Annotated in this window: 25 protein-coding genes; 18 read left to right on the plus strand and 7 right to left on the minus strand. The window is 37.4% G+C overall.

Features of this window, described 5'->3' with window-relative positions; translation table 11 throughout:
• From JFL43_RS15070 to JFL43_RS15095, 6 genes are all read left to right on the plus strand, one after another.
• On the plus strand, nucleotides 1-822 hold the full coding sequence (locus JFL43_RS15070) for a sulfite exporter TauE/SafE family protein (protein WP_100796075.1): 822 nt from the start codon (nucleotides 1-3) through the stop codon (nucleotides 820-822).
• A gap of 18 nt (nucleotides 823-840) precedes the next feature.
• Nucleotides 841-2,220, plus strand: a complete 1,380-nt coding sequence (locus JFL43_RS15075) for a bifunctional metallophosphatase/5'-nucleotidase (protein WP_200749678.1) — start codon at nucleotides 841-843, stop codon at nucleotides 2,218-2,220.
• 67 nt (nucleotides 2,221-2,287) lie between these two features.
• Nucleotides 2,288-3,391, plus strand: coding sequence for an HD-GYP domain-containing protein (locus JFL43_RS15080; RefSeq protein WP_200749679.1), 1,104 nt, complete (start codon nucleotides 2,288-2,290; stop codon nucleotides 3,389-3,391).
• 42 nt (nucleotides 3,392-3,433) lie between these two features.
• Nucleotides 3,434-4,204, plus strand: coding sequence for a sporulation protein YunB (gene yunB / locus JFL43_RS15085; protein ID WP_200749680.1), 771 nt, complete (start codon nucleotides 3,434-3,436; stop codon nucleotides 4,202-4,204).
• A gap of 176 nt (nucleotides 4,205-4,380) precedes the next feature.
• A complete protein-coding gene (gene lipA, locus JFL43_RS15090) occupies nucleotides 4,381-5,316 on the plus strand; it encodes a lipoyl synthase (RefSeq protein WP_100796079.1) in 936 nt (311 codons plus the stop codon).
• A 14-nt stretch (nucleotides 5,317-5,330) separates the two neighbouring features.
• On the plus strand, nucleotides 5,331-5,729 hold the full coding sequence (locus JFL43_RS15095) for a YutD family protein (RefSeq protein ID WP_100796080.1): 399 nt from the start codon (nucleotides 5,331-5,333) through the stop codon (nucleotides 5,727-5,729).
• Between the two features lie 1,123 nt (nucleotides 5,730-6,852).
• Here the strand turns inward: JFL43_RS15095 and JFL43_RS15100 are convergent.
• On the minus strand, nucleotides 6,853-7,119 hold the full coding sequence (locus tag JFL43_RS15100; protein WP_100796081.1) for a DUF3055 domain-containing protein: 267 nt from the start codon (nucleotides 7,117-7,119) through the stop codon (nucleotides 6,853-6,855).
• An 89-nt stretch (nucleotides 7,120-7,208) separates the two neighbouring features.
• Between JFL43_RS15100 and JFL43_RS15105 the strand changes: the two genes are divergently transcribed.
• Nucleotides 7,209-7,661 carry a DUF86 domain-containing protein gene (locus JFL43_RS15105; protein WP_200749681.1) on the plus strand — a complete coding sequence of 151 codons (453 nt, stop codon included), beginning with the start codon at nucleotides 7,209-7,211 and terminating at the stop codon, nucleotides 7,659-7,661.
• A complete protein-coding gene (locus tag JFL43_RS15110; protein WP_200749682.1) occupies nucleotides 7,658-8,419 on the plus strand; it encodes a TIGR01457 family HAD-type hydrolase in 762 nt (253 codons plus the stop codon). Before JFL43_RS15105 ends, JFL43_RS15110 begins: the two co-directional genes overlap by 4 nt.
• 54 nt (nucleotides 8,420-8,473) lie before the next feature.
• Here JFL43_RS15110 and JFL43_RS15115 read toward each other — a convergent pair whose 3' ends face one another.
• On the minus strand, nucleotides 8,474-8,710 hold the full coding sequence (locus JFL43_RS15115; protein WP_100796084.1) for a YuzB family protein: 237 nt from the start codon (nucleotides 8,708-8,710) through the stop codon (nucleotides 8,474-8,476).
• 156 nt (nucleotides 8,711-8,866) lie between these two features.
• On the opposite strand from JFL43_RS15115, the gene JFL43_RS15120 reads away from it, so the two are divergent.
• Nucleotides 8,867-9,934 carry an NAD(P)/FAD-dependent oxidoreductase gene (locus tag JFL43_RS15120; RefSeq protein WP_200749683.1) on the plus strand — a complete coding sequence of 356 codons (1,068 nt, stop codon included), beginning with the start codon at nucleotides 8,867-8,869 and terminating at the stop codon, nucleotides 9,932-9,934.
• Nucleotides 9,935-9,980: 46 nt separating this feature from the next.
• Here JFL43_RS15120 and JFL43_RS15125 read toward each other — a convergent pair whose 3' ends face one another.
• From JFL43_RS15125 to JFL43_RS15135, 3 genes are all read right to left on the minus strand, one after another.
• On the minus strand, nucleotides 9,981-10,319 hold the full coding sequence (locus JFL43_RS15125) for a YuzD family protein (RefSeq protein ID WP_200749684.1): 339 nt from the start codon (nucleotides 10,317-10,319) through the stop codon (nucleotides 9,981-9,983).
• A gap of 355 nt (nucleotides 10,320-10,674) precedes the next feature.
• Complete coding sequence (locus JFL43_RS15130) at nucleotides 10,675-10,929, minus strand: GlsB/YeaQ/YmgE family stress response membrane protein (RefSeq protein ID WP_200749685.1); 255 nt, start codon at nucleotides 10,927-10,929, stop codon at nucleotides 10,675-10,677.
• A 108-nt stretch (nucleotides 10,930-11,037) separates the two neighbouring features.
• On the minus strand, nucleotides 11,038-11,760 hold the full coding sequence (locus JFL43_RS15135; protein ID WP_200749686.1) for a polysaccharide deacetylase family protein: 723 nt from the start codon (nucleotides 11,758-11,760) through the stop codon (nucleotides 11,038-11,040).
• A 337-nt stretch (nucleotides 11,761-12,097) separates the two neighbouring features.
• Here JFL43_RS15135 and JFL43_RS15140 point away from each other — a divergent pair, with 337 nt between their 5' ends.
• A complete protein-coding gene (locus JFL43_RS15140; RefSeq protein WP_100796152.1) occupies nucleotides 12,098-12,319 on the plus strand; it encodes a NifU family protein in 222 nt (73 codons plus the stop codon).
• Between the two features lie 64 nt (nucleotides 12,320-12,383).
• On the opposite strand, the gene JFL43_RS15145 is transcribed toward JFL43_RS15140, so the two are convergent.
• Nucleotides 12,384-13,085 carry a DUF2225 domain-containing protein gene (locus tag JFL43_RS15145; RefSeq protein ID WP_100796153.1) on the minus strand — a complete coding sequence of 234 codons (702 nt, stop codon included), beginning with the start codon at nucleotides 13,083-13,085 and terminating at the stop codon, nucleotides 12,384-12,386.
• A 144-nt stretch (nucleotides 13,086-13,229) separates the two neighbouring features.
• Between JFL43_RS15145 and JFL43_RS15150 the strand changes: the two genes are divergently transcribed.
• The 7 genes from JFL43_RS15150 (at nucleotide 13,230) to JFL43_RS15180 (ending at nucleotide 17,964) form a co-directional block, all read left to right on the plus strand.
• On the plus strand, nucleotides 13,230-13,592 hold the full coding sequence (locus tag JFL43_RS15150; RefSeq protein WP_200749687.1) for a HesB/IscA family protein: 363 nt from the start codon (nucleotides 13,230-13,232) through the stop codon (nucleotides 13,590-13,592).
• Between the two features lie 148 nt (nucleotides 13,593-13,740).
• A complete protein-coding gene (locus tag JFL43_RS15155; RefSeq protein ID WP_200749688.1) occupies nucleotides 13,741-13,953 on the plus strand; it encodes a hypothetical protein in 213 nt (70 codons plus the stop codon).
• Nucleotides 13,954-14,144: 191 nt separating this feature from the next.
• Nucleotides 14,145-14,549 carry a DUF3102 domain-containing protein gene (locus tag JFL43_RS15160; RefSeq protein ID WP_200749689.1) on the plus strand — a complete coding sequence of 135 codons (405 nt, stop codon included), beginning with the start codon at nucleotides 14,145-14,147 and terminating at the stop codon, nucleotides 14,547-14,549.
• Nucleotides 14,550-14,631: 82 nt separating this feature from the next.
• The gene (locus tag JFL43_RS15165; RefSeq protein ID WP_200749708.1) at nucleotides 14,632-15,171 is read left to right on the plus strand and encodes a DUF2441 domain-containing protein; all 540 of its coding nucleotides are present in this window, start codon (nucleotides 14,632-14,634) and stop codon (nucleotides 15,169-15,171) included.
• A gap of 583 nt (nucleotides 15,172-15,754) precedes the next feature.
• The gene (locus JFL43_RS15170; protein ID WP_100796171.1) at nucleotides 15,755-16,972 is read left to right on the plus strand and encodes an NAD(P)/FAD-dependent oxidoreductase; all 1,218 of its coding nucleotides are present in this window, start codon (nucleotides 15,755-15,757) and stop codon (nucleotides 16,970-16,972) included.
• 61 nt (nucleotides 16,973-17,033) lie between these two features.
• Nucleotides 17,034-17,531 (plus strand): NUDIX domain-containing protein, encoded by a 498-nt coding sequence (locus tag JFL43_RS15175; RefSeq protein WP_200749690.1) that lies wholly within the window; start codon nucleotides 17,034-17,036, stop codon nucleotides 17,529-17,531.
• A gap of 103 nt (nucleotides 17,532-17,634) precedes the next feature.
• Nucleotides 17,635-17,964 (plus strand): YuiB family protein, encoded by a 330-nt coding sequence (locus JFL43_RS15180; protein ID WP_200749691.1) that lies wholly within the window; start codon nucleotides 17,635-17,637, stop codon nucleotides 17,962-17,964.
• A gap of 66 nt (nucleotides 17,965-18,030) precedes the next feature.
• Here JFL43_RS15180 and JFL43_RS15185 read toward each other — a convergent pair whose 3' ends face one another.
• Nucleotides 18,031-18,507: a divergent PAP2 family protein gene (locus JFL43_RS15185; protein WP_200749692.1), complete on the minus strand. Its 477-nt coding sequence runs from the start codon at nucleotides 18,505-18,507 to the stop codon at nucleotides 18,031-18,033.
• Nucleotides 18,508-18,662: 155 nt separating this feature from the next.
• Between JFL43_RS15185 and JFL43_RS15190 the strand changes: the two genes are divergently transcribed.
• Entirely contained in the window at nucleotides 18,663-20,180 is a 1,518-nt protein-coding gene (locus JFL43_RS15190) for a leucyl aminopeptidase (protein ID WP_200749693.1), read from the plus strand.

Here is a 20,180-nt window from a genome sequence, read left to right on the forward strand (position 1 = left end):
ATGGAGTATATTTTAATCGCTATAATTGGCTTGTTTTCAGGTGCAGTTGGTGCCTTAGTAGGTCTAGGTGGTGGCGTAATATTAGTACCTGCTACTTTATTTGTTGGATTGTCACTCGGATTTATACCAGATTTGACACCACAGAAGGTAGTTGGGTTGTCGGTAGTCATGATGATTTTCACAGGGCTAGCATCTACATTGTCTTATATGAAAACGAAAACAGTCGACTATAAAAGTGGAGCGATTTTCTTTGCTGGGAGTATACCTGGGACCATTTTAGGCGCATGGGTGAATAGAGGTTTAGATCTACCATCATTTAATTTATATTTTGGTATTTTGCTAATTATTTTAGCGACAATTTTGATCGTGCGGGATAAATTGAAGCCTGTAAAATGGTTTGTAGAACATGGGACGAAGCGAACTTTCACGGATCAAGATGGAAAATCATTTGTATATGGCTATCCGATTTGGTTTGCTCTTATATTAACATTTGGTATTGGTTTTTCATCAGGCTTATTCGGTATTGGTGGAGGATCAATGATTGTACCTGCTATGATTTTGTTGTTTTTATTCCCTCCACATGTAGCTGTTGCAACATCGATGTTCATGGTGTTTTTATCATCCATCGTCAATTCAGCAAGTCATATTTATTTAGGAAATGTACCTTGGATATATACGATTCCGGTAATTCCAGGGGCTTATATTGGGGCGAAAATTGGAGCAGCCCTAAATAAGCGTATTAACTCAGATACACTAGTACTTGTTTTACGAATTATATTATTACTACTAGGAATTCGTTCGATTATTGATGGACTATTCTGAATGTAAAGAGGTGATATTGTGTTTGAAACAATCCATTTTTATCATACAAATGATGTCCATAGCCATTTTGAGCATTGGCCTCGTATACACAAATTTCTTGTGACCAGAAAAGAATGGCATATAGAAGCGGGTGATAGTTGCTTTGTTTTTGATATAGGGGATTATATGGATCGCTCGAATGTTTATTCTGAAGCCACGCTTGGCAAAGGGAATGTGAAACTATTAAATGATGCCAAGTACGATGCCGTAACAATCGGTAATAACGAAGGCATCACTTTATCAAACGAGGATTTGAATACATTATACAATGAGGCGAACTTTGACGTCATATTAGCAAATTTGCGTAATAATGATGGTAGTATGCCTACGTGGGCTGAACTCTATCATATATATACAACAAAAGCTGGAACAAAGGTAGGGGTTATTGCAGCCACTGCTCCTTTTACGCTATTTTATAAACAGCTTGATTGGGAAGTAATGGAGCCGATAAAAACTTTGCAAAAACAGGTAGTTGAGTTGCGTGACAAAGTAGATGTACTTGTTTGTATGTCTCATCTCGGTTTGTCAGAGGACACGTTATTAGCAGAGCTCTGTCCTGAAATTGACGTGATATTTGGTTCACATACGCATCATATTTTGCATGAAGGTAAAATAGTTAATGATGTACTGTTAACTGGTGGTGGGAAATTTGGTTTCTTTGTTGGTCATACCGAAATACAATTTGATACGGATGCATTAAAAGTTGTGACGAAAAAAACGATGCTTCACAGATCTATAGAACTTGCACCTGTAGAAGGAGAAGTTGAGCTAGTAGCCTCACTTGAACGACAAGGACATGAACTATTGGATATACCTGTATTCTATTCGGACAGATATTACAATAAAGAGTGGTATCATCATTCTAATATATCAAGACTTTTTGCAAAAGCATTGCTACAGTTTGCAAAAGCAGATTGCGCTCTGTTTAATGCGGGTATCTTTTTAACTGGACTTCCGAAAGGGCGAGTGACAGCAAATGATATTCATAGTATGCTTCCCCATCCAATCAATGCGTGTGTAATAGAGCTAACAGGTGAACAGTTGAGAGAAGTTTATTTCGATGCACAAAATGGAGACTGGCCAAGACGTGAACTTAAAGGGTTAGGTTTTAGAGGCGTTGTGTTTGGGAAGATGCTAAACTACCGATTTGAGATGGATGATAGGGGGCAGTTAGTAATAGAAGGTAAGGTTGCAGACTTAAAGAAGAGTTACAAACTCGTGACTTTAGATATGTACACTTTTGGTTATTTCTTTCCCAATTTCAAAAATACACCAAAAACATACTTGTTACCTCAATTTTTACGTGATATTCTAATTCAGTATGGACTTGAATTTTTCAAAGGGGAAAATTCAAAGTAACCTAATTATAAATCTGTATTAATTTAGAATATAGCGAATAGATTATGCTTATGAATGGGGAAATAGTATGAGGCTGATTTCAACTAAAGTATTGCAACCAGGAATGGTGATTGGCAGGACAATTTGGAATGAGGCTGGAAGACCTTTATTGCATGAAGGGGTTGTAGCGTCAAGTCAAATAATCAACCGACTTTCACAATTAAATGTTCAATATGTATATATTAACGATAAGATTTCACAAGGTATTGAAATAGTTGAAGCTGTACCGTTGCATGCAAGAAGACAAGCTGTAGAGAAAATTACAGGTTCCTTCACCATGCTAAAGGATCGGAAAAACGTAGATTCAACTTATTGTTTAGACCAACAGTCCAAACATTTCGTTTCCATTATTGATCAATTACTTGAAAGTATTGTAAATAGCGAAGAAATTATTACAGTATTGAGTGATGCATTCATTTATGATGAATATATTTATCAGCATTCATTGCAAGTAGCGATTTACTCCATTGCTATTGCGAGAGAACTAAAGTATACATCTGATGAAGTACGTCAAATTGGAATTGGTGCAATGTTGCATGACGTTGGTAAGATGCTTATTCCACAAGAGATTCTAAGTAAACCTAGCCGCTTAACAAATGAAGAATATAATACGATGAAATTTCATGCAAAATACGGCTTTGATTTATTAAGAAATCTTCATACTATTTCTTTACTTTCAGCACATTGTGCATTCCAACACCACGAAAGGCTTGATGGTAGTGGCTATCCACGTGGATTGATCGATTTTGAAATTCATCCATATGCTAAAATCATTGCTGTTGCCGATGTGTTTGATGCAGTGACATCAAATCGTGTGTATCGTAAGAAAATGCTACCTTCTCAAGGAATGGAAATTATTAACCAGGGGATAGGCACGTTATACGATGAAAAAGTTGTGAAAGCATTCCAAAAATGTATAGCGGTCTATCCAAATGGGACGGTTGTTCTATTATCTGATGGTCGACGTGCAATCGTTTCAAAACAAAATCGTATGGCTCCTGAAAGACCTTGGATTCGAATTTTCGAGGAGAACGGTGAGCTATTGTCAGCGACGTATGAAAGCTGTTTGGAAGACGAACCAGCAGTTAAAATACAGCAGGTTGAAGTGGAATATCTTATACATAGTGAATAAAGAATACCCCTTAATCATAGCATATGGTTAGGGGGAATTTTTTTGCGTTTACCGAAACGAAGACGTAGATTATTAGTGCAAAAAGGGCGAAAACGCTCTCGAGCATTACCGATTTTTATCGTTAGCGTGGTATGCATGATTGCGCTCCTATTTTATACGGTGAATGTAAAATTGATGCCAACATACTTGCGATATGCAGAAGTACAAACAAATAAAATTGCATCTCATGTTATTAGTCAAGCAATTAATTCAAGAACCGCCAATGTGCTAGACGTCAATGATATAATGGAAGACGTACCGTCTAATAACTCAGGGGGCGTAACAACAAAATTTAATACGGAAATTATCAACCGTGTTATGGCAGAAACGCATAAACTTGTACAAACACATCTTGAAGAATCAGAAGAAGGTAATTTAAGTCATCTGCCTCAATTAGAAAATATTGAATATGATGCCGATGCAATGCAACAAGATGGAGGGGTTGTCTTTTTTGTTCCAATTGGGCAGGCAACAAATATTCCATTGCTAGGTAATTTAGGACCGAAAATTCCAATTCGTTTTCATGTCATCGGTAGTGTACATACAGATGTTGAATCATATATTCAAGAATTTGGTATTAATAATGCGTATGTTGAAGTGCGTATCCATATAACAGTAAATGTCCAAATCATTGTGCCACTCGCTACTAAATCAACAACTGTAGAGCAGCGTATCCCAGTTGCTATTGGTTTGATTAACGGAAAAGTACCTAATATTTATACGAAGGATGGTGGGACACAACCATCAATCGAGGTGCCGGTTAAGTTGGATTAAAGGGATACTATATCCCTTTTTAATTTTTTTTAGTTAATAGTGGATTATAAAGATAGGTATTGCGAAATATTTTGACAACATCAGTATTCGAAGGTTGTTTGAAGCTACTTATTATGTTACATTGACAAAAGAAAAACAATATATAAATAAGCTTAATGATGGGAGCTGTATCTTCGATGACATCATGTAAACCTACAAAAGGGGAACATTTAAGAAAACCGGAGTGGCTAAAAATAAAACTGAATACAAATGATGACTACAAAGGCCTCAAAAAATTAATGCGTGAAAAGAATTTACATACAGTTTGTGAGGAAGCTAGATGTCCGAATATTCATGAGTGCTGGGGAGAAAGACGTACCGCTACATTTATGATTTTAGGAGCAGTTTGTACACGTGCATGTCGTTTCTGTGCGGTTAAAACAGGTCTTCCAACGGAATTGGATACAGCAGAGCCAGAACGCGTAGCAGATTCAGTTGAAATCATGAACTTGAAGCATGTCGTTGTAACGGCAGTAGCCCGAGATGACTTAAAAGACGGAGGAGCAGAAGTTTTTGCGGAAACTGTCCGCGCTATCCGTCGTAAAAGTCCATTCACATCAATCGAAGTTTTACCTTCAGATATGGGTGGATTGGAAGAAAACTTACGTATTTTAATGGATACAAAACCCGATATTTTAAACCATAATATCGAAACAGTACGCCGTCTAACACCAAGAGTTCGCGCTCGAGCAAAATACGATCGCTCTTTGGAATTTTTGCGTCGTGCAAAAGAAATGCAACCTGATATTCCTACTAAATCGTCATTGATGCTTGGCCTTGGTGAGACAGAAGAAGAAATAATCGAAGTAATGGACGATTTACGCGCAAACAATGTAGATATTATGACAATTGGTCAATATTTACAGCCGTCGAAAAAACATTTACCGGTGAAGAAATATTATTCACCATTAGAATTTGGTAAACTGCGCAAAATTGCGATGAGCAAAGGCTTCTCACATTGTGAAGCAGGTCCACTTGTGCGTAGTAGTTATCATGCCGATGAACAAGTAAATGCTGCAGCGAAACAAAAACAGCTGCTAGGCGAGGAACAAGGCGCTGTCACGAATAACTAACGGATGGTGGTAACATGATCATTGCTGAACGCATGGCCTATGATGTATTGACAGATTATCGCGAAGGCTTCCAAGAAGAAGAATTTCTTGGACGCTTCAGCGATATTTTAACCAAATATGACTATATAGTAGGCGACTGGGGATACGGTCAACTACGTTTAAAGGGCTTTTTTGATGACAAAAATCAAAAGGCTTCTTTCGATACTAAAATTAGTACGTTACAAGATTATCTATACGAGTTTTGTAATTTTGGATGTGCATATTTCGTATTGAAAAAGACCGGTAAGGCACCGATCCCTGTAAAAGAGGAAGTGTCAGAATTGGTCGTACTAGAGGCTGAAATTGATACAGAAATCATCGTCACCGAAACATTTGAAGAACCACAAAAAAACATCGATTCCGAGCTTCAATAGTCGGGATTGATGTTTTTTTGTCAGGTTCGTAGCTAGGGTTTAGTTAATCAGGGTGTGGAATAAAAGCTCCATTTTAGTGATCTATGTTCGTTCAAGTGGAATTTACAATATTGTGTAGGACAATTTTTGCGAATTAGACAGGTGACTATGCTTAAAAATCGCTAGACGACGTTCTTATATTTCAATAAAAAGCCTTCTCTGAAATTAGAGTAGGCTAAGTCGTAGAAGTAGAAGATTGAGTCATAATAGATGAGCACTCAGTCATTAAAGATAGGATTTGAGTCATTACAGTTGGTCTGAGTCATAGAAGCTGAGCTCTGAGTCATCAAAGCTAGTGCTTGAGTTATAAAAGTTATGCTCTCAGTTATCGAAGTTGGATATCCAGCTTCAAGCGCTAACGGCTCGAGGTCGTTTCCGTTCTCTCGGTCAAAAGCTGAAAGTATGCTTTTGATTCGAGAACTCCAACGCTTGTCGCCGTTGCACGAGCGCCTTCAGCATGAAGCATCTCCAGCTTCAGCGGCCAATCCCTCGAGGTCACTTGGGCCCACACGATGTGGGTCATGCAACCGTTGCGACAGGACGTCGCGAACTTAGGTTGCCTTCCTCTATTCTCGGACAAAAGCTGAAGAGATGCTTTTGTTTCGAGCCCGCACGATGCGGGTCACGCAGTCGTTGCCACCGGATGTGGCGTTCTTAGACTGTGTTCCTTTTTACAGTGCTTGTCGGGATTAAACGGCCCGCTTCAGCATTAAGTGTATCCAGCTCCAGGCGCTAGCTGTTCGCGACGTTTCGGCCGGGCGCTCAAAGTCAAAGGGCGACTTTGGCTTCCGTCCTCCAACGTGCTTCACAGCTAAACGAGCGCCTTCAGCATTAAGCGTATCCAGCTTCAGGCGCTAACGGCTCGAGGTCGTTTCCGTTCTCTCGGACAAAAGCTGAAAGTATGCTTTTGATTCGAGACCTCCAACGCTTGTCGCCATTGAACGAGCGCCTTCAGCATTAAGCAGATCCAGCTTCAGCGGCCAATCCCTCGAGGTCACTTCCGCTCTCTCGGACAAAAGCTGGAGTGATGCTTTTGTTTCGAGAGCTACAGTGCTTGTCGGGATTAAACGGTCCGCTTCAGCATTTAAAAGATCAATTCTTGCAAGTACTCTCTTAGTTCTTGTGCTTCGTCTTCTGGGCGGTTATATATTTGCTCTAAGTATCCTGGCTCTTCTAGGTCATCTGAGCCGACAATAGCGAAACGGCCGTGCTGCATATCTAAAACGAGCACTTTTCCGAAAAAGCGAGCGCTCTGTAAAATAGCTAAATCATAGCGTTGCGATTCGCCTGTGAAGCTGACAAAACGTGTTTTTGTATCCTCGACATCGTCGTATAAGAAAAATCTTTCCATTGTGCGCGCAACTCCTTCCGATTCTAAAGATATGGTACTATATAAAGGAGTAGACTATCAACTTTTACAATTTGAATGGAGGAAGTACTGTGTATTTCGTTGACCGTAAAAAAATTATAAAAAATCTTGAATATATGAATTCATTAATTGCAACATTTGAAAGCCAGAATGACTGGTTGTCAGATGATATCCGCAAACTGGCTGTGGAACGTATTGCGAATACATTAATCGAATCGATTATTGACGTTGGTAACTCGATGATTGATGGTTTTATTATGCGTGATCCTGGTAGCTACGAAGATATCATCGATATTTTAGTTGACGAAAAAGTAATTACTCTTGAAATGGATCAGCCATTAAAAGAATTAATCAGCTTACGACGTGCTCTTGTTCGTGATATTTTAGAAGTGAATGATGAAGAAATCGTTACGGTATTAAACAATAACTTAGAAGCTCTTAAAGCATTTGCTCCAAAAGTAGATTATTATTTAGTGAATGAACTTGGACCAGTATCAGCATTTATACCTGAGGAAAATGAATGAAGGCATATAAAGCCTATTGTTTCGATTTAGATGGCACTGTGTACAAGGGGAGTGAGCCGATACCTTCAGCTGTGACATTTATACATGAATTGCAAAAAAACGGTGTAGAGCCCTTCTTTGTAACGAATAACGCAAGAATGACACAACGACAAGCACAGCAGAAGCTACAGAAAATGGGCATCGTGACATCTGAAGCGCATATTTTAACCTCAGCAATTGCAGCAGCTAAATATGTTAGTAAACACTATCCAAATGCAACGGTGCAAATGATAGGTGAAGAGGGCTTAAAAGCGGCTTTGCTCGCTGAAAATATTAGGATAACGAAGGAGCAACCAGATGTGCTAGTGCAAGGTATTGATTTAGAAATAAATTATTCTAAAATAGAAAATGCTTGCTACGTTGTGCAAAATGGGGCGCAATTTATCGCAACAAATGGTGATTTAAAATTCCCGAATGAAAAGGGCTTTGCACCGGGAAATGGTTCGATTGCGGAGTTAATTCATACAGTGACAGGCGTAGCACCTACATATATCGGGAAGCCACAGCCTCATATGTTAGCCATTTTACAACAATTGCATGGGCTTGAAAAAGAAGATATGCTCATGATCGGTGATAATTATGATACAGATATATTAGCAGGTATCAATTTTGGTATTGATACGTTGCATGTTAACACAGGGGTGACCCCTACTGATTTAGTGCTAAAAAAGGCGCAAAAACCAACATTTACGGTTAATAGCTTACTTGATTGGTTATAATATAATAAAAGTCGCAAATTATGTAGTTATAAACATAGTTTGCGACTTTTTTCTTTAGAATAAAGGGTTGTCTTCAATAAATTTATAGATTTTTTTTGTTAATTCTTCCGGTGTTTCAGCTTCGACCATTTCGCCATTTACAAGTGCATATAATGTATCAGAGCATTTCGTACAATAGCTCAAGCAGCCATATTCTAAAACATCTATATTCGGATCCATTTCTAGCACTTCAAATGTATCTTGGGAGCCATTTGCTAAATTACTAACACAAAACTCAACAAGTGGATTCATGTGCGCCTCACCTCACTACTCGAAATGCTACTATTTTTTTTTTCATTCGTCAATTTTCGAGTCTATATTGTGAAACTTCTCACAATCGTTTATACTCGGTATTGGAAAGATTTGAAATGCAACGAAATGTAATACTGTAATAAGAAGGAGATTACTATGAGAAAATTAGTCTTATTAGGCGGTGGCTACGGTAATATGCGTATTCTTTTGCGTTTATTGCCAAATAATTTACCAGAAGATGTACAAATTACTCTAGTAGACCGTGCACCATTCCATAGCTTGAAAACTGAATTTTACGCTTTAGCTGCAGGTACAACACCTGAAAAGCATATTCGTGTAGGTTTCCCTGAACATGAACGCTTATCTGTTGTATATGGAGAAATTGAGAAAATTGATAAAACAAACAAAGCTGTACTACTAGAAGGCGGCAAAAGTGTTGAGTATGATGATTTAGTTATTGGTCTAGGCTGTGAAGATAAGTATCACGGCGTACCTGGTGCGGATGAATATACGTACAGCATCCAAACAATGGCTAAATCACGTGAAACTTATAACACACTTTGTGGGCTTCCATCGGGTTCTGTCGTAGGAATCGTTGGTGCGGGCTTAAGTGGAATTGAGTTAGCAAGTGAATTACGTGAAAGTCGCGCAGATTTAAAAATTAAATTATTTGACCGTGGCGAGCGTATTTTAAAAGACTTCCCAGAACGCTTAAGTAATTACGTAAAAAAATGGTTCGACAAAAATGACGTCGAAGTAATTGCAAATTCTAATATTACCAAAGTAGAGAAAAACGAATTATTTAATCATGATGAACATATTTCAGTTGATGCAGTTGTCTGGACAGCTGGTATTCAACCAGTAAAAGTTGTTCGTGACTTAGAATTAGAAGCAGATCGCTCAGGTCGTGTAGTTGTTACTCAATATATGGACTTACCAAATGATGAGAATGTCTATATAGTTGGTGACTGTGCTGCTTCACAATTTGGACCAAGTGCTCAGTTAGCTGAGGAACAAGCAGAACATATTGTACGCGTACTAAAATTACGTTGGAAAGGCGAAGTACTACCAGAGAAAATGCCGGAAATTAAGCTGAAAGGCTTTATGGGCGCATTAGGTAAGAAACAAGGGTTCGTCTATTTAGCAGATAAGACTGTAACAGGTCGTATCGCTCGTTTGATGAAATCAGGCTTACTATGGATGTACAAGCGCCACAACGGATAAAAAGAAGCTGTCTCTTTCGCAAATAATGCGAGGCGAGACAGCTTTTTTATGCTTCTTTTTCAATTGGTTCAAATCCTAATTTCTCAAGCTCTTTGAAAACGGGCTTTAATTGAATATAGCCTTCTCCAATGACTTCGTTATTTATTAAAACTAATGGATAGAAAAATTCATCTTCATTTATTCGGTCTGCCCATTGCTGATGGCGTTCATTTTGCGTAGGATGTTCGATATCAATATAAGTGATATGATACGGCTGTTCTGGATATTTCCGATTAATCGCAGCTTGTAGCCATTCATAAGTATCTTTTGAAGAAGGTGCATTGACACAGCTTGCACACATGATGCTAGCTCCGTATATTTCGATTGCAATTGTACATTTTGTCATTAACAATTCATCCTCTCGTTTTCAGTAATAAATTTTTTACCATATGTATATACATTTAAATATAAAGATAAAGAGTGCAATTGTCACTGTCAATTTTAATAGCTCCTTTGTGAAAATAAAAAAACGTTAATTTAGCGGGCTAATAAAATGAGAAGGTTGTCAAAACCTTCTCATGTAGTTACCCATCTTGACGTTCGTCTGATATTATAATGATGAGAAAGAACAAGAGCGATCGGCACTTTGCTTCAGCTTTCACTTGTGAAGGAAATAAAAAAGACCGCTCGATTGAAGCGTATCTACAGAAAAACAAATTATTTCTCACACAAAAAACCTGAGCAAAAAGCCCAGGTCTTCATCATCTAGTATGCATTTTTTTCATAATGAAACTTACGATAAAAATCAACAAGATGGAACCAATCAAGGATGGAATAATATAGAAATCACTAAGCGTTGGACCCCATCGGCCTAATAGTTTTCCTCCTATCCAAGCTCCAATAATACCTGCAATTATATTACCAATAACTCCACCTGGGACATCCTTACCTAAAATAAATCCTGCTAACCATCCTAAGATCCCACCGATAATAAGAAACCAGATAAAGCTAAACATAAGTAAACCTCCCTTCAAGTTTTGAAACTTATGATTCCCATAAAGCTGAAAATAAAACATTTATAATATAGATATCACAATGATCAACACGTCCAATAAATGGTGATTCTATTCATTTTTACTATCCATAAGCTCCGATATGGTTACAAATTTATAGCCTTGTTTTTGAAGTTCAGGTAATATTTTGTCAAGCGCTTTTATAGTTTGAGTCCGATTACCACCTCCGTCGTGGAACAAGATAACATCACCGGGTTTCGTATTATTCAATACCTTTTTTACAATCTTATTAACACCTGGACTTTTCCAATCTTCCGTATCTTGGTGCCAAGACCATATGACTACTTTATAGCCGTTTTTCACAGCAACATTTATCATATTGTCATCATATTGCCCACCTACAGGTCGAAATAACACTGGATAAAAGCCTGTAATCTTGTGTATAAGGTCGTTTGTCTTTTTTAATTCTTTTTCCAGAACATTAACTGATTGGTTATACGTATGTGTATACGTATGATTTGCTAATTCATGTCCTTCGTTATATTCCCGTAGGACTAGTTCAGGCTGTTTCTCTGCATTTTCTCCAATAACAAAAAAAGTCGCTTTAACTTTGTGTTTAGTCAATAAATCCAAAATTTGCTCTGTGTACCTTGGATGTGGACCATCATCAAATGTTAAAGCAATAATTTTCTCATCCGTGTTAATATCCCAAAGCATTTGCCCTGATTCTTCATAGTATCGCCTTCCTTTGTCAGAAGCATTACTAAAACCAGCGTAAAATACTAAGATGGTTAAAACACATACAGTTAAAATTAATAAATGGTTAAGCTTCAAAACATCACCTACCAAGCTTTATAATTTTTTAAAGGACACCATTGTTTTAATATTGACCGAATGCGATTAATTATACTTTTTAACAATATACAGGGAAATATATCCTTTGTGAGGGTAAATAAAAAGACCGCTCGGATGATCGGTCAAAAAAAGTGCGTCTGTTCGCGTATTTATTTTAAAATTCTCCAAGATATTTACATTTATTTATACGCCGTTACAAAGTGTCCATTCGACATAATTACCTAAAATACTGTTATACCAACAAATGAGCGTATAAGTACTTTCCTTTGCGTTCGTCTGATATTATAATGATTATAAGGAAAGGAGTCGATAGAAAATGCAAGAACAAGTACAAGAAGTTTTAGATAAATTACGCCCGTTCCTTCTTCGTGATGGAGGAGACTGTGAATTAGTTGATATAGAAGATGGTATCGTAAAATTACGTTTACTAGGTGCATGCGGTAGCTGCCCGAGTTCTACAATCACTTTAAAAGCAGGGATCGAACGCGCATTATTAGAAGAAGTACCAGGCGTTGTTGAGGTAGAGCAAGTATTCTAAGCAACTACTTACAAAAGCATTAAAAAAGAGCCCTTGTAGGCTCTTTTTTTGTTGAAATGAAAAGTTAATGTACTTCCGAATGCTCTTCCATTTCTTTTTCATGACGCATTATTTGCCATTGTTCTTTTGCCATTTCGATAATCTTTATTTCATTTGAAGTACGTTGCTTCTCAATTACGCGAGAGAATTGACGAATGGCTTCTTCTCGGTCTCCTAATCTTCTAGACAACTCTGCAATTAAATAGAGTACGCGAACTTCGGACATTGAAGTACCGTTATAATCACCATTAGAGTATGCATCTATATATTGATCGCGTGCAATTTGTATAAAACGGTCTTCCTGCTCCGTATTTTTAATAGTGCGGTATAACCAAGCCGTCCGAAGAGCAAGTCCGGCTAATGTAATATGCTTTTCCTTTTTAATTTGTCCACAAACCAGTGCTAATTTATATACTTGCAAAGCATCATCAAGTGTTCTTTCTTTGCCAAATGAATGCTTGTGCCATTGCGCACTAATTTGCGCATCGATAGCTTCGTATGTCCCTGGTGCAAAGTATTTCGAAAAGTCTTCAGTGAAAGAAAACCCACAGTGTTCACAAACGAAGGCATTATAAAATAGAGGATTCACATCATTTTCATAAATCGGGTGAAAATCACTTTCATTATTACTGATTTTAATAAATTTTGAGCGCACTTTTGTTGTATTGAATTTCTTTTTACAATGAATGCAGTCAATTTGCTTCTCGTAATAAGGTGAAATTTCCATTATATAGTCCCCATTTCCTATTAAAGTATACGGACCAATTATATCAGATAAGAGAACCGAAAGAGTGTCTATTTTTCGAGTATGAGTTGTTTTACTCCAACATAAAATATTGTTATGATAGTAATACGAAAGAAGGTGACACGGATGACGCAAGTAATTGAAATTACTAAAGCTGCTGCTATCCATGTAAAAGAAATGATGCAGCATAACGAAGAAGAAGGCGCTTTTTTACGAGTTTCTGTAAAAGGTGGCGGCTGTAGTGGACTGACTTACGGTATGGGTTTTGAAAACGAAAAAACAGAAGCTGATTTTATACAAGAAGAATACGGTTTACAAATGCTCGTTTCCCGTGAAGACGCACCAATCCTTAAAGGAACGAAAATCGATTATAAACAATCACTAATGGGTGGAGGATTTACCATCGAAAACCCAAATGCTATAGCATCATGTGGCTGTGGTACTTCATTTAGAACAGCAAAAACTGAAGGTACGCCTGAGTCTTGCTAATCCGTTGAGTGTCCGGACAGTGTACCGTTATGCTTACGTATTTACTTCTGATAGTTGTTAGTAGACTATCCGCGATTATTTGAATATCAGCGCTAATTATAGACGCTTCCTCACGTATTTAACGATACGTAAGGGGGCGTTTTTTGTTTTGGAAGAAAATAGGTCGATTAAAAAGCGAAGAAGTAAGGTAAGTGAGCGTGCTACTTCTGCCGAACGAATACACACGATTGGATTAACAGATGCTTGGAGTTACTTTATTATCGCGAAAGTGGGCGAAGGTATCCGCCAGCGAACACAAGATGATTATTCGAATACTTGGCGCTATTTTACGGACTGGCTTCTTAAATGCGTTTTCAAGTAGATTAATATATCGCCTATTTGAGAACTAAGCAGACAAATTATCGCCGAGCCTGTACCAAGCAATCAGTTTTGTGTCAAAGTTCGTAAGGCAAAGTCAAGTAATTAAGTGATTAAAAGATAAAAAATATTATCGTCCATCTAGCGCAAACGACGCCAATTAGCCACGAGAATCGCACGAAAAAAAAGGAGGTTTTGGTCAAGACGCAAGAATTCGCATTATCAACGGAAATCAACGTAATTACCGCAGAAATAAACGCGTATCAACGTGTCGCCGGCGAAGCTATATTCGAGATTGGTAAACGCTTGAAGCACGCTAAAGAAAAAGACTTAGTTCCTGGGAAATGGTTGAAATGGTGTCAAGAAGAAATCGGAATAGATAGGGCACAGGCGGATAAATTCATACGTATTGTAGACGAGTTATCTGACGAGTGTACGTACACTCAACTAGGTATGCAAGCACTATATGAAATCGCTACACTACCGTCAGAACAACGAGAACAACCGCATACGTTAAAAGGTGGAGCTACTAAAACGGTCGATGAAATGACTAATAAATCATTAATCCCCTTGTTAAACCTAAAACGTAGTATAATTTAAATTAACATAATATTACAATTAAAAGGTGGGTATACTATTGAGTAAAGAACTTTATGTCTATCATCTAGTGACTCGTAAAAAAATGAAATTAGGTCAAGTCATTCATTTTGATGAAAACCAACCAAATACGCTCTACAATTTCTTTTTCGAAAAAAATCAAGTAAACACGCAGGGGGAAGATTTTATTCAAATATTGCAGAAAAACTTTAATTGTGATGGTTTGCAATTAAATGCTGAAGATACAGAGGTTACAGTCAAATACGTAGACCAAACAATTAGGGCAATACGTGAAACTATAGTTGAAATGGTTCGTCTACAGGAGTTTCCTGAATATCCTTCAAGATTATCTTGCCTCTATGCTGCAAAGACTTACGAAGAAGTATTGAAATGGAAAGCAGTTTTTGAATCATATAATCGTAAAATCCTACAAATTGTAAAACTTAAAGTTAAAGGAAATTATTTCGAGGGAGATGGAGAATTATTACCACAAGCGGATGCAATCCCATTCTCTCAAAAAATTGAACAAGCAAAAGCGTATTGGAATGGTAATAAGAATAATGAACTTCCTGAGTTACTTATTAACGGAAAAATTGAAGTTATAGAAATATTACAGAACAACTAATAAAACATACAACAAAAACACTTCCGATATCATGAATTGGGAGCGGAAGAGGAAGAGGCGATACGTAGACGAGACAATCGCTTGAAATAAAAAAGACGCTAACCTATTTGGTTGCGTCCTGCTGCAAAAACTGAAGGTACGCCTGAGTCTTGCTAATGTTTTTAAAAATAAAACAATAGAATTTTATCAAACCTTCTCAACAATTGGCACTTAAGCAATGAGAGAGGGTTTTTATTATTTCTCGGATACTTTTATTGTTTCAGGGTATAAATAAAGTAAGCTTAAGCATCAAATTAGTTGCTAACAATTACTATTTATGCTTGTCTCGAAAGAACATAAAGTTGATGAAAATAATCAAACGATATTAAAAAGGGATTTAAAGTAAAAAAATGACCTTAAAATAGTAACCTAATTCGCTTGTTCTATCAATATTATTCTATTGAAATCAATTAACAAAAGGTCTAATATAGTATGTAGGTATTTTGTCGAAAAATAGACAAACTGATGGAGCAGATGAAGTATACGATATACTTCTTTTTTATTTGTCAGCAGAATAAAATAATTAAAGGTGGTTTCGATTCTAGTGAATAGACCGAAAATATTAATATTGGGCGCGGGTTATGGCGGCTTAACAACAGCTGTAAACTTGCAAAAGAAAATTGGCGTTAACGTTGCAGATATCACTATTGTAAACAAAAACTCATACCACTATGAGTCAACTTGGTTACATGAAGCTTCAGCGGGTACTTTATCTCCAGAAAGAGTACGCTACGAAATTAAGGACGTTTTAAACAGCAAAGTTAACTTCGTACAAGCTAGTGTCGAATCTTTAGACGTTAACAACAAAAAAGTAATCACAGACGCTGGTGAAATGTCTTATGATTATTTAGTAGTAGGTCTTGGCTTTGAAGGTGAAACTTTCGGAATCGAAGGTTTAGATAAATACGCATTAGGAATTGCGAACGTGAACGAAGCTCGTAAAATCCGTGATCATATAAATACTCAATTCGCTGAATGGGCTACACAAGCTCCAGCTGAAAAAGACGATTCATTATTAACAATTATTGTTGGTGGAGCTGGATTCACAGGTATCGAGTTCCTTGGTGAGCTTGCTAACCGTATCCCAGAACTTAGCAAAGAATATGATGTGCCACAAGAAAAAATTCGCATAATCTGTGTAGAAGCAGCTCCAGTAGTATTACCTATGTTCTCTCGTGAACTAGTAGAATACGCTGTAGGTCACTTAACTAAAAAAGGTATCGAATTCTCAATCGGTACTCCTGTAGTTCAAGCTACTGAAGAAGGCGTTAAAATTAAAAAAGGTGAAGACGAATTCGAATTCATCAAAGCTGGTACAGTTGTATGGGCTGCTGGTGTTCGTGGTTCTCGCATCGTGGAAGAATCAGATCTGCCTTCTAACCGTGCTCGTATCGCAGTTGAAAAAGACTTACGTGTACCTGGATACCCAGAAGTATTTATCGTAGGTGACTGTGCATTTATGCTAAACGAAGAAGCGGGTCGACCTTACCCACCAACTGCACAAATCGCTATGCAACAAGCGGTCGTAGCTGCTGAAAACCTAATTGCTTTAATCGAAGGCAATGATACTAAAGAGTTTACTCCAGAGCTTAAAGGTACTGTATGTTCTCTTGGTGATTCAGATGCAATCGGTGAAGTATTCGGTAAAGAAATCACTGGTAAATATGCTTCGTTTATGAAAAAAGTAATCGACAACCGTGCACTTTACATGGTTGGTGGCGCAGGCTTAGTGCTTAAAAAAGGTAAATTCAACGTACTATAATTGTATCTTTCTTACTCCCATCAGTTATTATAACTGTAGGGAGTTTTTTTATTGGGAGGTAATGCTATTGGATAAAAAGGATCATATGAAAGTTTGGTTAGGTGTAGCTGGCCTCGTAGAGAATAACAATGGTGATTGGCTCGTAGTTATGAAACGCTATGGTGGACTTGATGGCAAATGGTCATTACCTGCTGGGTTTGTACAGCCAGCGGAAACAGTAGATCAAGCAGCAGTGAGAGAAATAAAAGAAGAAACGGGAATTGACGCTACAATACAGGGCTTAATCGGTCTTCGAACAGGCGTATTGAAAAATGATATAAGCGACAATATGGCGATTTTCCATTTAATAGCAACCGATTCGTTGCAACCGATTATTGCTCAATTAGATGAGTTGTATGAAGCATGTTGGATGCCTCCATCGTCATTAAAGAAGGACGAGCGTTCATCTTTAATAATATTAGAATTACTAGAAACGCAAATAAATGCGCGCAAAAGTGCATTAAATAATTTAGAACCAGATAATATATTTGGTTATACAGAATATAAACTATTTTTCTAGTAATATGTGAATTATGACAAAGCATTGAAATTAAAGACTAGTCGTTGAAAGCATTGGTCCAATCATGTACACTTATGAGAGGAAAAATGGAGGTTTCGAATATATGGCTAGTTCATTTTCAATTATTCAATTGGTATTATCAATGTTACTTTTCCTCGTTATGTTCTTTGGTATCGGGTTTTTAATCAATATGTTACTCCGTTCCACTTGGTTCATGGCGTTTGTCTATCCGATTGTTGTCATCTTCATTGTTGATGATGTTAGCTTTTTAGATTATTTCTTTAAGCCAGGAACAGCATTCCCAGCATTAGGAGACAAACTAGTATCATTACAGTTAGTAGATATTCTTATTCTAGCAAGTGGCCTAGCAGGTGCTATTATAGCAGGCTTAGTTATGAAGGGATTAAGAAAAAATGGCTATCGAATGTTCTAATTTGAACAATCGATTCACAATAAAAGCAGTGTCACGAATCAAATCGGACACTGCTTTTTTGTATACCTATAAAACGACTGTATAGACGATGACGGAGATGAGTATTCCTGTTAAACAACCAAAAAACACTTCGCTTGGTCTATGGCCTAGCAACGTTTTAAGTTCCTTCATTTTCTCTTCTTCTTTTTTCTCAATCCAGCCTTTTGCTTCATTAACGAAGATTTGAAAATCTTTGCGTAGCTGATTAATAATGACGGCTTGTTGTCCTGCTTGATAGCGAATACCAGTAGCATCGAACATAACGATGATAGCGAATACAGTAGAAACAGCAAATAAGGGGGAATTTAAACCAGTCTCAAAGGCAATAGCTGTTGTAAGAGCAGACACGGCAGCCGAATGTGAGCTAGGCATGCCACCCGTAGAGGTAAAAAGTGACCAATCCACCTTTTTAGTAACGATAAAATGAATGGGAATTTTGACGAATTGTGCAAAAATTATTGCAAAAAGAGCGGATAACAGGGGGACATTATGAAGAAGCTCCATCAAATCAGCACCTTTCAAGCCTTAATTATTTTAGTAATACTATATCATATGACGTAATATTGAAAAACTTCTGAGTAAATTCGGAATACGAAAATTTCGTATAATGTATTATTTTTGCTATAATAAAACTGACAATTTAACAATGGGGGATTCCAATGAACATTATTAGCGAAAAACAATCATTTCAATCGGCTTCAGCAGAAGTATTAGTTGTAGGAGTATCAAAGCATCAAGAACAAGTAGCAGGATGGTCAGATTTTGTGGGATTTTTCGGCAATCCAATTACAGAGTGGATCAAAGAGGGCGACATCGCCTCTGAGCTAAAAAGGTTAACGAAAATTCCAACTTTTGCGCCATCAGCTAAAATTAAACGCATTTTATTTGTTGGGCTTGGAGACCGTAAAAAATTAAATCCAGAAGATTTACGTGAGGCATTTGGTTTAGTTGGTAAAGAGCTACATAAATTAAAAACAACATCGGTTACATTATGGGTAGATTCATTTGTAACGCCTGAAATGGAACCAACTGAAGTAGCAATTATTGCTGCTGAAGGTGCTGGCTTAGGCTACTACTCAGTAAAAGGTTATAAAACAACATCAAATGCAATAGATGTGAAAGTAGAAGAAGTCAGCTTTATTACTGCAACGGATATCGAAGAAATAATCGCCGGTATTGAAGTCGGGCAAGTATATGCAAATGCAGTGAACGAAGCACGAACTTTAGTGAACTTACCAGGTAATATGTTAACCTCAACAAAATTAGCGGACTATGCAGAAAAACTTGCTGAGCAATATGATTTCGACATTGAAATTTTAAACAAAGCGCAGCTTGAAGAGCTAGGTATGGGTGCTATTTTAGCAGTTAATAAAGGCTCTGTAGAAGAACCGCGTGTTATTTCGATTAAATACCAAGCAACAGACAAATGGGAAGATGTCATTGGTTTAGTAGGTAAAGGCGTTACATTTGATACAGGTGGCTATTCAATTAAAACCAAAACTGGATTAGTCGGTATGAAGGGTGATATGGGCGGAGCAGCGGCAGTTCTGGGCGCTATGCAAATAATCGGCAAATTACGACCAAACAAAAATGTGATCGCTGTCATTGGTTCAACAGATAATATGATCTCGGGTGAAGCATTCAAGCCAGATGATGTTATTACAACCTATAGCGGTAAAACAGTTGAAATATTAAATACTGATGCAGAAGGTCGCTTGGTATTAGCTGATGCTGTAACATATGCCAAACAACAAGGTGCAAACTATTTAATTGACGTTGCAACTTTAACAGGAGGCGTCATTACAGCTTTAGGATATGATAAAACAGGTGCTTTAACAAATAACGAGTCATTCTTTGAGTCATTCCTTGAAGCGTCAGCAGAAGCAGGAGAATTCGTATGGCGTTTGCCATTAACAGAAAATGATAAAAAACGCATCCGTAAAAGTGATGTAGCTGATTTAAATAACGCACCAGGTTCAGATGGTCATATGATTTTCGGTGGTGGCTTTGTCGGTGAATTTGTTGATAATACACCGTGGATCCACTTAGATATTGCTGGAACATCTGATACCAATAGTGCACATGATTTAGGTCCTAAAGGCGGTACAGGTGTCATGGTCCGTACACTTGCTACATTTATTGAACGCTTAGCAGAAGAAGGAGAAGAAGAAAACTAA

It is taken from the genome of Viridibacillus soli (assembly GCF_016612995.1).
Lineage (GTDB): Bacteria > Bacillota > Bacilli > Bacillales_A > Planococcaceae > Viridibacillus > Viridibacillus soli.

Bases quoted from the DNA above. Each gene is read 5' to 3' on its own strand.
- JFL43_RS15130 (WP_200749685.1), bottom strand. From the start codon at position 10,929: ATGTTTAGCTTTATCTGGTTTCTTATTATCGGTGGGATCTTAGGATGG.
- JFL43_RS15095 (WP_100796080.1), top strand. From the start codon at position 5,331: ATGATCATTGCTGAACGCATGGCCTATGATGTATTGACAGATTATCGC.
- JFL43_RS15115 (WP_100796084.1), bottom strand. From the start codon at position 8,710: ATGAATCCACTTGTTGAGTTTTGTGTTAGTAATTTAGCAAATGGCTCC.
- JFL43_RS15080 (WP_200749679.1), top strand. From the start codon at position 2,288: ATGAGGCTGATTTCAACTAAAGTATTGCAACCAGGAATGGTGATTGGC.
- lipA (WP_100796079.1), top strand. From the start codon at position 4,381: ATGACATCATGTAAACCTACAAAAGGGGAACATTTAAGAAAACCGGAG.
- JFL43_RS15145 (WP_100796153.1), bottom strand. From the start codon at position 13,085: ATGGAAATTTCACCTTATTACGAGAAGCAAATTGACTGCATTCATTGT.
- JFL43_RS15120 (WP_200749683.1), top strand. From the start codon at position 8,867: ATGAGAAAATTAGTCTTATTAGGCGGTGGCTACGGTAATATGCGTATT.
- JFL43_RS15125 (WP_200749684.1), bottom strand. From the start codon at position 10,319: ATGACAAAATGTACAATTGCAATCGAAATATACGGAGCTAGCATCATG.
- JFL43_RS15100 (WP_100796081.1), bottom strand. From the start codon at position 7,119: ATGGAAAGATTTTTCTTATACGACGATGTCGAGGATACAAAAACACGT.
- JFL43_RS15165 (WP_200749708.1), top strand. From the start codon at position 14,632: ATGAAATTAGGTCAAGTCATTCATTTTGATGAAAACCAACCAAATACG.
- JFL43_RS15175 (WP_200749690.1), top strand. From the start codon at position 17,034: ATGCTATTGGATAAAAAGGATCATATGAAAGTTTGGTTAGGTGTAGCT.
- JFL43_RS15140 (WP_100796152.1), top strand. From the start codon at position 12,098: ATGCAAGAACAAGTACAAGAAGTTTTAGATAAATTACGCCCGTTCCTT.
- JFL43_RS15110 (WP_200749682.1), top strand. From the start codon at position 7,658: ATGAAGGCATATAAAGCCTATTGTTTCGATTTAGATGGCACTGTGTAC.
- JFL43_RS15180 (WP_200749691.1), top strand. From the start codon at position 17,635: ATGGCTAGTTCATTTTCAATTATTCAATTGGTATTATCAATGTTACTT.
- JFL43_RS15185 (WP_200749692.1), bottom strand. From the start codon at position 18,507: ATGGAGCTTCTTCATAATGTCCCCCTGTTATCCGCTCTTTTTGCAATA.
- JFL43_RS15190 (WP_200749693.1), top strand. From the start codon at position 18,663: ATGAACATTATTAGCGAAAAACAATCATTTCAATCGGCTTCAGCAGAA.
- JFL43_RS15150 (WP_200749687.1), top strand. From the start codon at position 13,230: ATGACGCAAGTAATTGAAATTACTAAAGCTGCTGCTATCCATGTAAAA.
- JFL43_RS15070 (WP_100796075.1), top strand. From the start codon at position 1: ATGGAGTATATTTTAATCGCTATAATTGGCTTGTTTTCAGGTGCAGTT.